Here is an 11,079-nt window from a genome sequence, read left to right as displayed (position 1 = left end):
TGCGCAGTCGCGCTCGGCGTCGTAGCCGCGCACGCCGGCCGCGACGCCGGGCGGGCTCGCATTCAGCGCGGACGACAGCGTGATCGCGTCGGTCCAGCCGAGCCACTGGCTCAGCCGGTCGGACAGCGTCTGCCGGGATTCCGCGACGTCGGCATCGGCCAGGCGCGCGAGCAGCCGGACGAGCGCCGGGCCGCTCAGCGCCGGGCGCGGAGGTGCTTGCACCATGCTGCAAACCGTCAAAAAAGGCAGCAGTTTACACGTCGCCGGGAGGTCGACCGCCAGAATCGGGGAAGCGCCGCCGCCCGGTGGCGCGTGCGGCACTCGCGAACGCCCGCCACACAAGGCTTGGCGGGCGGCCGAGGGCCGCGGCGGCGGCGGTTCTGCCGCCCTTGCGCGCCACTGCGTCGCCCGCCGGTTGCGCATTCGGGCCGCCGAGACCCGCCGCGTTGCGCTACCATCTCAGCACCCGTCGGGCCACGCGTGCCGGCCGCGGGCTGCGCCCCCGAGACCGGGTGCCACCGACCCACAACGACAACAAACGGGCCCGGCCCGACCGCACACGATGCTTGCCAACCTCGTCACGCGCCTGCGCGACCGTTTCGGCAAACCGCCGACCCCGCAGGCCTTCGCCGAACGCCTGATCGCCACGCTGCGCGCATCGGGCGACACGCGCACCTGGCGCCACGAGGACGAGAAGGGCTGTCTCGTCCAGTCGGATGCTCCGTCGAACATCATCAACCTGCACAACCTGTTCCGCGACTACGCGGCCGCGAAGCCGTCCGAGCGCGACACCGTGCTGAAACGGCAGGCGAGCGCGATGATGCAGCACGAGATCCCCGAGGATTTCTCCGCCGCACGTGCGAAGCTGCGGCCCGTGATCCGCAGCGCGACCGAGCGCGGCGTGACCGCGCTGCAACTGGCCGGGCAGCCCGGCGTAACGGAACTGGCATTCCGGCCGCTGTGCGAGAACATCGAGATCGGCATCGCGTACGACGGCGAGTTCAACATCGCGCGCCTGCCGACCTCGACGCTCGACAAATGGGGCATCTCGTTCGACGACGCATGCGAGATCGCGATCGACAACCTGCGGGCCGAATCGTCGGCGCCGTGGGCCGCGCTGCCGAACGGCGTGTTCCTGTCGCAATTCAACGATTCCTACGACGCGGCGCGGCTGCTGCTGACCGACCTGCTCCACCGGCAGCCGATCGCCGGCGCGCCGGTCGTGATGGCGCCGAACCGCGCGGTGCTGCTGCTCACCGGCGACCGCAATCCGGCCGGGCTCGCCGCCATGGTCGACCTCGCCGAACAGGCGCAGGCGCAGCCGCGCCCGCTGCCGCCGCTGATGCTGCGCTGGGACGGCACCGCGTGGCGGCGTTTCGTGCCGGAAGGGCTCGAAACGAAGCTGGCCGCGCTGCGCATCGGCGAGCTCGCGGGCGACTACCAGGATCAGCGGATGCTCCTCGACGACGTGCATGAACGCGACGGCACCGACGTTTTCGTGGCGACCTACTCGGTGTACAAGCGCCAGGACGGCAGCCTGTTCAGCGTCGGCGTATGGAGCGACGGCGTGCACACGCTGCTGCCCGAGACGGATATCGTCGCGCTCCATCGCGAGTCGACCGGACAGTCGGCCTACGTGCCGATGGCCGAGCTGCTGAACACGTGCGGCGACCTGATGACGGCCACCGGGCATCGCCCGGTGCGTTATGAAGTGAAGGGGTTTCCCGACGACACGCGGTTCGCGGCGCTGCTGGAGCGGTTCAGCGAAGCCTGATGCCGACGCGCGGTGCGCGCCGGCGGCCGGCCGCTGGAATGGCCGGCCGCCGTGCGATGCGGATCAGGAATGGAAGCGCTCAGATTCCCGCTTTCGGCGCGTTCAGGATCAGCCGCAGCCCGAGCAGCGTGATCGCGCCGGCCGCGACGCGGTCGACCCACTTCTTCGCGCGCAGGTAGAGCTCGCGCGGCCGGCGCGTGGAAAAGCACAGCGCGACGATCGTGTACCAGCCGAACTCGACGCCGAACACGAGCGGCGGCAGCGCCAGATAGCACCACAGCGGCGGATGCTGCGGGAGCAGCGCCGCGAAGATGCTGCCGTACCAGATCGCCGTCTTCGGGTTGCTGAGCTGGGTCGTGAGGCCCGTCCAGAACGACTTGCGCGCGCTGCCGCCGCCCATCGCCCGCGGATCGTCCATCGCGATCGGCCGGTCGGCGCCGCGCCAGATCTTCGACGCCATGTAGATCAGGTACGCGCCGCCCGCCACCTTGAGGCCCACGTACAGCCATTCGACGGCCTGCAGCAGCGTGTAGAGCCCGGCCAGCGCGACGCCGCCGAACACGATGCCGCCGATGCCCATGCCGAGCGCGGTGGCCAGCCCGTCGCGGCGCGACAGCCCGATCGCATTGCGGGCAACCAGCACGAAGCTCGGGCCCGGAATCATCGCGCCGAGAAACAGCGCAGCCAGGATGGCGAGTACGGCAGCCGATGCGGTCATCGAAGTCTCCTTGGTAAGCGACGCCGAAGCGCCGGCGCCTGCGTGTCGTTTCCGAGGGTCGAGCCGCTGATTTTGGCACGCTTCGCGCATGGCCGAAAGCAACTTTGCGCTGCTATGCTGGCCCCTTTCCCGTGATTCGCGCCCCCCATGATCGAGATTCGCGCCGCCCGCTATCCCGACGACGCCCGTGCCGTCGAGGCGATCTTCCGCGAGTACATCGCGAGCCCGACCGTCAGCCTCGACTTCCAGGACTACGAGCCAGAGATCGCCGCGCTGCCCGGCAAGTACGCGGCGCCGCGCGGGCGGCTGCTGCTCGCGTGGCAAGGCGAGCGCGTGGCGGGCTGTGCGGCGTTTCGCGAAATCGACGCGACGACGTGCGAAATGAAGCGCGTCTATGTGCGTCCCGACGCGCGCGGGCTGAACGTCGGCCGCCAGCTCGTCGAACGGCTGCTGCACGACGCGAAGGCAGCCGGCTATGCGCGGATGTGCCTCGACGTGCTGCCCGAATTCGTCGCCGCCAGGAAACTGTATGCGTCGCTCCGCTTCACGCCCGCGCCGCCTGTCGCGTTCAATCCGGTGCCGGGCACCGAGTTTCTCGGGCGGGACTTGTAATATCCACGCCATCGGCCCCTCTTTTTTCCTTTCGACCGCACACCTCGTGATGCGTGCTTCCCGCCTGCCGTTCGTGCTCCTTCCGCTGCTCGCCGCGCTTTCGTTCAACGCCCGCGCCGGCGACCTGCCGAAATCGGTCGCCGCGCAGCTACCTGCCGGCTTCCAGCCGCTCGTCGCACATGCCGGGCCGGATCTCGACAACGGGCGGCACAGCTTGCTCGTCGTCGTGCATCGGGCGGTCGATACGCGCGAGCAGCCATCGCCGCGTCCGCTGCTGATCTTCGAGGAACAACCGGACCACGCATTCCGGCTCGTCGCGCGCAACGACCAGGTCGTGCTGCGCGCGAACGAAGGCGGCCAGTGCGATCCGTTCGATCCCGAAGATACCGCCGACAACGGCTTCGCGATAAAAGGCCGCTATTTCACCGTGCAGAACTTCGTCGCGTGCGGGCAGCACTGGAGCGACTATGTGACGTTCCGCTACGACCCGCGCACGCACGGATGGCTGTTTTCGAACCGGATCGTCACCGAATCGTTTCCGCTCGACGACCAGCCCGACCACGTCACCGTCACGCGCGCCGACGCGCACCGGCCGGTGTCGTTCAGTCAGTGGCAACGCAAGGACTGACGCGGCCGGCGCAACGCGCCGCGAGCGGTTGCGTCGCGCGGCGGCGGATGCGGCTTCGGTCAAACGCCATCGCATCCCGCCCCGCCACCGCTCGCGAGCGCACGCCAACAGGACTACCATAGGCGCTCGCCGTCGCGCGACCCTGCGCCGGCCTCGCACGCGGCTCGCCCGCCTACGCTCCCTCGCTGCACCCGCACTGGAGAACGTCATGACGCAACTCTTCGACGCGATCGTCATCGGCACCGGTCAGGCCGGCCCGCCACTAGCCGCGCGGCTGTCCGCCGCCGGGATGAAGGTCGCGATCATCGAGCGCGGCCGCTTCGGCGGCACCTGCGTGAACACCGGCTGCATCCCGACCAAGACGCTGATCGCGAGCGCGTACGCCGCGCACCTTGCGCGCCGCGCCGGTGAATACGGCGTGTCGGTGGGCGGCCCCGTCACCGTCGACATGAAAGCCGTGAAGGCGCGCAAGGACCAGATCTCGGGGCGCTCGAACCAGGGTGTCGAGCAGTGGGTGCGCGGGCTGGAACACGCGACGGTCATCCAGGGCCATGCGCGCTTCGAAGGCGCGACCACCGTGCGCGTGGGCGACACACTGCTCGAAGCCGAGCGCATCTTCATCAACGTCGGCGGGCGCGCGCAGGTGCCGGCCATGCCCGGCCTCGAAACGGTGCCGTACCTGACCAACTCGACGATGATGGACGTCGACTTCCTGCCCGAGCATCTCGTGATCGTCGGCGGCAGCTACATCGGGCTCGAGTTCGGCCAGATGTATCGCCGCTTCGGGTCGAAGGTCACGATCGTCGAGAAGGGTTCGCGCCTGATCCGGCGGGAGGACGAAGACGTGTCGCAGGCGGTGCGCGAGATCCTCGAAAACGAAGGGATCGACGTGCAGCTCGACGCGACCTGCCTGAGCGCGCGGCGCGACGGCAGCGGCATTGCGGTCGGCCTCGACTGCACGGGCGGCGGCCGCGAGGTCGCGGGCTCGCACCTGCTGCTCGCGGTCGGACGCGTGCCGAACACCGACGATCTCGGGCTCGACCGCGCGGGCGTCGCGACCGACGCGCGCGGCTACATCGAGGTCGACGAACAGTTGCGCACGAATGTGCCCGGCATCTGGGCGCTCGGCGATTGCAACGGGCGCGGCGCGTTCACGCACACCGCGTACAACGACTACGAGATCGTCGCGGCCAACCTGCTCGACAACGATCCGCGCAAGGTGTCCGATCGCATCGCAGCGTACGCGCTGTACGTCGATCCGCCGCTCGGCCGCGTCGGCATGACGCTCGCGGAAGCGAAGCAGACCGGCCGCCGGCTGCTCGTCGGCACGCGGCCGATGACGCGCGTCGGCCGTGCAGTGGAAAAAGGCGAGAGCCTGGGTTTCATGAAAGTGATCGTCGACGCGGACAGCCACGCGATCCTCGGCGCGTCGATCCTCGGCGTGACGGGCGACGAAGTCGTGCACGGGATGCTCGACGTGATGCCCGCAGGAGCGCCGTACACGACGATCAGCCGCGCGATGCACATCCACCCGACCGTGTCGGAGCTCGTGCCGACGCTATTGCAGGACCTGCATCCGGTCGAATGACGGGCGGCGGGCGGCGGTGCACCGACGTCGCGCGGGAGGCGAGCGGTATGCGGTTGTCGCGCTCACCCCGCAACCCGATGGCCGATCGACCGTTCCATGTACCGCGCCAGTTGCTCGCGGGAAAATGCCGGCTGCGCGATGCCGCTGCCTTCGAGAAATTCGATCACGTTGCGGCAGTCCCACACGTAATTGTTCTGATACAGCTCGGCCGTGGACATCCCGTCGCGAATGTTGTCATCGAACAGGCTCAATAGCGGATAGAGCGGTGCGTCGATATCGGTTTTCCACGCATCGCGCCATTCGCGGAACGGCACGACCCGGAACCGCAAGCCGAAGTAGCGTTCCAGCCTCGAGAAGAACTCCCGAAGCGTCAGGTTGGCCTCGGGCGAATTGATCAGGTTGAATTTCCGTCCCAGCGCCGCCGGATTGCGGGAAATCCACGCAAGCGCTTTCGTCATGTAGTCCACGCTCGTGAGCCCTTCGCGCAGGTCCTCAAGGTCGGGCACGGTGCCGAGCGCCATGCACGTCTTCACGAGCCGCCCCCACCATTGATAATCGGCGCTGACGCCGGTCTCGCCGTGAAACGTCGCGTAGCCGAGACGGAACGTCATCAGCGGCAGGCCATGCTGCGCCGCCAGGTCGGCCATTTTTTCCATCACCCATTTGCTGCGCGTATAGCCGATGTCCTCAAGCACCGCCGGCAGGTTCTGATCGATGTCGTCCGCTTCGGTCATCATGGCCTTGCCGGTGAAGCGATGCCCCCAGCTGTACACCGAGATCGTCGACAGCAGGATCAGCGCCTTGGTGCGCCTGTACCCGGCGAGAGCGAGGATCTGGGTCAGGCCGTCCACGTTGATCTTCTTCATGAAAGAATACGGCTGGATGAAATTGACCGCGCCAGCCGAGTGGTAAACGATGTCGATTTCGTCCGCCAGCGCCGCGTAGCGCCGCTCGTCCAACCCCAAGTGCGCCTGCGTGATATCACCCGCCCACACGCGGATGCGGGATCGCTCGTCCGGCCCGAGGTTCACGTCGTAGGCGCGCAGCTTTTCGTCGATCCGCGCACGTCCCGCGGCGGCATCTTCCGCACGCACCAGGCAATGCACGATCGCCGACGTCGTCGCGAGCAGTTCGGCCAGCAAATGAACGCCGACGAACCCCGTGGCACCCGTCAGCAGAATCGTGCGCGGGCGCGCCAGCAGCGCGACGTCGAAGGCGCCACTGAAATCCGCCTGCGCCGGCACGCGGATATCGTTCGAGAGCGCATAAACGGGCTCACGGTCGATCTCGAGCGCCGCCGCGACACGCCGCTCGATCTCGCCTGCGAGCCCTTCCACCGACAAGTGCTCGTAGACGTCACGGATCAGCATCTTCGTGCCCGCGGCATCCGACAGCGCCCTGGCAAGCTTCGCCGTCAGCAGCGAATTGCCGCCGATGTCGAAGAAACTGTCGGTCTTGCGAAACGACGCATGGCCGGTCAGCGCGACGAAAGCATCCATCACGATCCGCTCGACGGCGGTATACGAGTCCTGCTCGGTCCGGTTGCGCAGTTCGTCGTGGTAACGCTGCTGCAGCGCGGCCCGGTCGGTCTTGCCGTTCGCCGTCACGGGGATGTCGTCGAGCAGCACGTGACCGACGGGCCACATGTAATCCGGCAGGTATTGCCGCACGCTTGCCTTCAGCGCGTCGACGACCTGCTCGGGCGGCACGGCGGAATCAGCCGGCACGACGAACGCAACCAGTTCCTTGCCGGTTCCGGCGATGCGGGGCAACGCCAGCACCAGCGCCTTGCGTACCACGTCCGCTCTGGCGAGCACCGCCTGGATTTCGCTCAGCTCGACCAGGTTGCCGCGAATCTTGACCTGATCGTCCAGACGGCCGAGAAACTGGATCGAGCCGTCGTTCAGCCGGCGCCCGAGATCGCCCGTGCGATAGAGGATCCGGTCCGGCCGTTGCGGATGCGGACGGAATTTCTCGCGAGTCAACGCAGGGTTGTTCAGGTAGCCGCGGGCCAGGCCTGCCCCGCCGATGCAGATCTCGCCGACGCCGTTCTCCGCCACCGCTTCCAGCGCATCGTTCAGGATCAGGATCTCGGTATTGCCGACCGGGTGTCCGATCGATGCCGGACGGCCAAGCGTCGCGCTCGGAACGACGTGATACGTCGCGAAGATCGTCGCTTCGGTCGGCCCGTAGTAATCGACCACCGTGTAACTGACTCGATCGGTATCGACCGGATCCAGCTTTTCGCCGGCCGTGAACAGATACTCGAGCTTCAGGTCCGCCGGCTGGCCGACACCCACCACGTCGGCCACCATCACGGTGGGAACATACGCATGCGTGATCCGGTGACGGGTGAAGAAGCCGACGAGCGCATCGGCGTCGAAACGCGTTTCGTCGTCCGGCAGGAACAGCGTCGCCCCCGCGCAGAGAGCCGACCAGATTTCCCACTGCGATACATCGAAGCCGAGGCCCGCCATCAGCGTCGCGCGGCTTTCGGCATTCATCGAAAAACGCGCGTTGTGCCAGCCGACGAGTGTGGCCACGGCGGCATGCTCGACGATGACGCCTTTCGGCGCGCCGGTGGAACCGGACGTGAAGATCACGTAGATCGCGCCCTCCGGCGCATCGGCGGGTTGCGTCGCATACGCGTTGTCCCGGTCGGGCCGCCGCACCGACAGGTCCGCCACACTGATGAACGGAACGGCCGCATCCCGCTGCGTCGCGCGGGCCGTCAACACCAGCGACGCATCGCATTGCTGCAGGATGAGATCCTTGCGGGCGTCGGGATAACGTTCGTCGATCGGGACATACGTCGCACCGGCCTTCAGGATGCCGAGGATACCGACGATGAAGTCGACGTTACGCGCCGCCTCGATCGGCACCAGGCTGCCGCGCCCGATGCCCCGGCCTCGCAATGCACCTGCAACCGCGTCGCTCCGACGATCCAGCTCGCGGTAACTCAGGCACGCTTGCTCCGACACCACGGCCGACGTGTCTCCTCGTACGGCCGCACACATCTGAAATTTCTCGAGCACATTCGATTGAGTCGTCATCGTTTTGATTCCTCGCATCGAAACGAACAGATCCCAATATAGATTTGAATGAATAAAAAGCAATTCTGCGCACGAGACGGATGGCGGCTGAAACGAAAGGCGAAACGATGAAGATGTTTGATGCGACTGGCAAAGCATTCGACGTCATCGCGCAAGCGCATCGCAACATGAAAGCCGGCGCGCAAGTCGGGAAGATCGTCGTCACGGTCTGAACGCTGCAACGCGGGCGTACCACTTGTATGGATACGGTGGCACGCCCGCCGCCCCGCTCAGCCTTCGAAATACCGCGGCCGGTCGATATCGGCCAGCAGCCCCGGCTGCGTCGGCGCCCAGTCGAGCGATGCACGCGTGCGCTCGCTCGTGGCCTGCGCATCCATCCCCGCGAACATCGCGAACCAGCCGAAGTGCTCGCCCGCTTCCGCCGCCGTCTTCGCGACGACGGGCACGTTCAGCCGCCGGCCGATCACTTCCGCGATGTCCCTGAACCGCACCCCCGTATCGTCGACCGCGTGATAGCGCGCGCCGGCCGCACCACGCTCGATCGCGAGCCGGTACACACGCGCCGCGTCGAGCCGGTGCACGGCCGGCCAGCGATTGTCGCCTTCGCCGATGTAGGCCGACGCGCCCTTCTCCCGCGCGAACGCGATCAGGCGCGGCACGAAAGCGTGATCGCCGTCGCCGTGCACGGACGGCGGCAGGCGCACGACCAACGCATGCACGCCGCGCGCTTCCAGCGCGGCCGCGGTCGCTTCGGACGCCCGCGGGTAGGTCGACGACACCGGCACGGGCGGATCGTCCTCGGTTGCCGCGCGCCCGGGTGCGACGAGCGCGAGGCCCGACGTGACGACCAGCGGCCGCGCCGAGCCCGCGAGCACCGCACCGATCGTCTCGATCGCGCGGCGATCGAGCTCGCAGTTCTGCGCGAAGCGCGAGAAGTCGTGATTGAATCCCGTATGGATCACCGCGTCGGCGGCTTCGGCGCCGCGCGTGAGGCTGTCGAGATCCTCGAGCGACCCGCGATGGACATCGGCGCCGGCCGCCGCGACCGACGACGCGGCCGCATCGGACCGCGCGAGGCCGAGCACCGAGTGCCCGGCAGCAACGAGTTCGGCCACGACGGCCGCGCCGACGAAGCCCGACGCTCCAGTAACAAAGACACGCATGTTCAACACCTCCGGATGGCAGGGAGGCTTACTATCTGTCGATCGCCGTGCACGGTGAAGCCGTGACGGTTTACCGGTAAACGAACTAACAGGCTATGGCAGACGCCCCCGACAACCTGCTCGGCGCATACCTTCGGGCCCGCCGCGAGAAACTCGACCCGGCCGCGCTCGGCCTGCCGGCCACGCGCCGCCGCACGCCGGGCCTGCGGCGCGAGGAAGTCGCCCAGCGCGCGCACGTGAGCACCGCGTGGTACACGTGGCTCGAACAGGGGCGCGGCGGTGCGCCGTCGGCCGACGTGCTCGACCGGCTCGCCCGCGCGCTGCTGCTGAACGACGCCGAGCGCGAGCACCTGTTCCTGATCGGCGTCGGCCACCTGCCGGAAGTGCGCTATCACGCAGCCGACCATGTATCGCCGCGCGTGCAGCACGTGCTCGATTCGCTCGACGCGAGCCCCGCGATCGTGCGCTCGGCTACGTGGGACGTCGTCGCGTGGAACGACGCGGCAGCGGCGACGCTGACCGACTACACCGTGCTGTCGCCGGAGCGGCGCAACATCCTGCGGCTCATTTTCGTCGATCCGCACGTGCGCCGCGTGCAGGCGAACTGGGAACGCGTCGCGCGGTTCGCGGTGGGCGCGTTTCGCGCCGACGTCGCGCGCGGCGGTGCGACGCAGGCCGTTCAGGCATTCGTCGACGAGATGCGCGCGGCGAGCGCGGAATTCGACGCGCTGTGGCGCGACCACGATGTCCGCTCGCACGAAGAAGGGACCAAGGAGATCCACCACCCTGCCGTCGGGCGCATCGCGCTCGAATACTCGGCGTTCGCCGTGAGCGGCCGGCCCGACCAGACGCTCGTGATCTTTACGCCGGAAACGGCGGCCGATCGCGCGCTCGTCCGGACGCTGGTGGCCGCGCGCGCGCAAGCGCTCGCCGAGCAGATGCCCGTCGCGTGACGGTGCGTGTTTCATCTGACGAAGGTGCCGTCACGCCGTATCGCCCGCCACCGCCGGCGGCCCCCATCCGTCCCCGTCGCCCCGCGCCGCCCCATCGCATTCCGCACTGATTCCCAGTCGAATATTTAATTTTCACCTGGCGTAACACGCGCTTACCCTTTCGGCATCGCATCACAGGGCCACCGGCCCCTCCCTGGAGTATCCCGATGTCCGACCCCGGCACCGCGCAAGCTGTCCGCCGCCCGCATGCGGCTTCCGTGTCCCATGGCGCGCTCGCGCTGCTGGTGCTGGCCGGCCTCAACCTGCGCCCGTTCCTGACCGCGTTCGGCCCCGTGCTCGACGTCGTGCGCGCCGACACGGGCCTCGGCTTTCGCGCGGCCGCGCTGCTGACCACGCTGCCGTTCGTGCTGATGGGGGTCGTCGCCGGAGCCGGTGTCGGGCTCGCGCGACGCGTCGGCGAGCAGCGCGCGCTGACCGTCGCGCTGGCGCTGATCGCGGCGGGCTGCACCGCGCGCCTGTGGACGGGCGGCAGCGCCGGCCTGATAGATCGGAAGAGCGTCGTGTAGGGAAAGAGTGTAGATCTCGGTGGT

Annotated in this window: 10 protein-coding genes; 6 read left to right on the top strand and 4 right to left on the bottom strand. The window is 68.1% G+C overall.

What is annotated here, in order from left to right; all coding sequences use genetic code 11:
- Positions 1-423 (bottom strand): DUF3348 family protein (locus L810_RS49890; protein WP_373453117.1); only part of this gene is annotated, 423 nt, incomplete at its 3' end.
- 139 nt (positions 424-562) lie between these two features.
- On the opposite strand from L810_RS49890, the gene L810_RS38660 reads away from it, so the two are divergent.
- Entirely contained in the window at positions 563-1,774 is a 1,212-nt protein-coding gene (locus tag L810_RS38660) for a DUF1444 family protein (RefSeq protein ID WP_021163580.1), read from the top strand.
- 79 nt (positions 1,775-1,853) lie between these two features.
- On the opposite strand, the gene L810_RS38655 is transcribed toward L810_RS38660, so the two are convergent.
- Positions 1,854-2,492: a LysE family translocator gene (locus tag L810_RS38655; protein WP_021163579.1), complete on the bottom strand. Its 639-nt coding sequence runs from the start codon at positions 2,490-2,492 to the stop codon at positions 1,854-1,856.
- A 147-nt stretch (positions 2,493-2,639) separates the two neighbouring features.
- Between L810_RS38655 and L810_RS38650 the strand changes: the two genes are divergently transcribed.
- From L810_RS38650 to L810_RS38640, 3 genes are all read left to right on the top strand, one after another.
- Positions 2,640-3,104, top strand: a complete 465-nt coding sequence (locus tag L810_RS38650) for a GNAT family N-acetyltransferase (RefSeq protein WP_021163578.1) — start codon at positions 2,640-2,642, stop codon at positions 3,102-3,104.
- A gap of 49 nt (positions 3,105-3,153) precedes the next feature.
- A complete protein-coding gene (locus tag L810_RS38645; RefSeq protein WP_021163577.1) occupies positions 3,154-3,732 on the top strand; it encodes a hypothetical protein in 579 nt (192 codons plus the stop codon).
- Between the two features lie 208 nt (positions 3,733-3,940).
- Entirely contained in the window at positions 3,941-5,320 is a 1,380-nt protein-coding gene (locus L810_RS38640) for an FAD-containing oxidoreductase (protein WP_021163576.1), read from the top strand.
- 62 nt (positions 5,321-5,382) lie between these two features.
- Here the strand turns inward: L810_RS38640 and L810_RS38635 are convergent, their stop codons facing one another.
- Positions 5,383-8,373, bottom strand: a complete 2,991-nt coding sequence (locus L810_RS38635) for an amino acid adenylation domain-containing protein (RefSeq protein ID WP_042978033.1) — start codon at positions 8,371-8,373, stop codon at positions 5,383-5,385.
- Positions 8,374-8,453: 80 nt separating this feature from the next.
- On the opposite strand from L810_RS38635, the gene L810_RS49435 reads away from it, so the two are divergent.
- Positions 8,454-8,585, top strand: coding sequence for a hypothetical protein (locus L810_RS49435; RefSeq protein ID WP_021163573.1), 132 nt, complete (start codon positions 8,454-8,456; stop codon positions 8,583-8,585).
- A 57-nt stretch (positions 8,586-8,642) separates the two neighbouring features.
- Here L810_RS49435 and L810_RS38630 read toward each other — a convergent pair whose 3' ends face one another.
- Positions 8,643-9,536: an SDR family oxidoreductase gene (locus tag L810_RS38630; protein ID WP_021163572.1), complete on the bottom strand. Its 894-nt coding sequence runs from the start codon at positions 9,534-9,536 to the stop codon at positions 8,643-8,645.
- A gap of 95 nt (positions 9,537-9,631) precedes the next feature.
- Between L810_RS38630 and L810_RS38625 the strand changes: the two genes are divergently transcribed.
- The gene (locus L810_RS38625) at positions 9,632-10,489 is read left to right on the top strand and encodes a helix-turn-helix transcriptional regulator (RefSeq protein WP_021163571.1); all 858 of its coding nucleotides are present in this window, start codon (positions 9,632-9,634) and stop codon (positions 10,487-10,489) included.
- Positions 10,490-11,079 lie beyond the last annotated feature (590 nt).

The sequence above is a fragment of the Burkholderia sp. AU4i genome (genome assembly GCF_000466765.1).
Lineage (GTDB): Bacteria > Pseudomonadota > Gammaproteobacteria > Burkholderiales > Burkholderiaceae > Burkholderia > Burkholderia cepacia.
The sequence above is the reverse complement of the archived record's forward strand: the minus strand, read 5'-3'. Positions and strand labels throughout refer to the sequence as shown.

Excerpts from the sequence above, each read along its gene's own strand:
- L810_RS38630 (WP_021163572.1), bottom strand. The coding sequence starts at position 9,536 with ATGCGTGTCTTTGTTACTGGAGCGTCGGGCTTCGTCGGCGCGGCCGTC.
- L810_RS38645 (WP_021163577.1), top strand. The coding sequence starts at position 3,154 with ATGCGTGCTTCCCGCCTGCCGTTCGTGCTCCTTCCGCTGCTCGCCGCG.
- L810_RS38655 (WP_021163579.1), bottom strand. The coding sequence starts at position 2,492 with ATGACCGCATCGGCTGCCGTACTCGCCATCCTGGCTGCGCTGTTTCTC.
- L810_RS38660 (WP_021163580.1), top strand. The coding sequence starts at position 563 with ATGCTTGCCAACCTCGTCACGCGCCTGCGCGACCGTTTCGGCAAACCG.
- L810_RS38625 (WP_021163571.1), top strand. The coding sequence starts at position 9,632 with ATGGCAGACGCCCCCGACAACCTGCTCGGCGCATACCTTCGGGCCCGC.
- L810_RS49435 (WP_021163573.1), top strand. The coding sequence starts at position 8,454 with ATGGCGGCTGAAACGAAAGGCGAAACGATGAAGATGTTTGATGCGACT.
- L810_RS38640 (WP_021163576.1), top strand. The coding sequence starts at position 3,941 with ATGACGCAACTCTTCGACGCGATCGTCATCGGCACCGGTCAGGCCGGC.
- L810_RS38635 (WP_042978033.1), bottom strand. The coding sequence starts at position 8,373 with ATGACGACTCAATCGAATGTGCTCGAGAAATTTCAGATGTGTGCGGCC.
- L810_RS38650 (WP_021163578.1), top strand. The coding sequence starts at position 2,640 with ATGATCGAGATTCGCGCCGCCCGCTATCCCGACGACGCCCGTGCCGTC.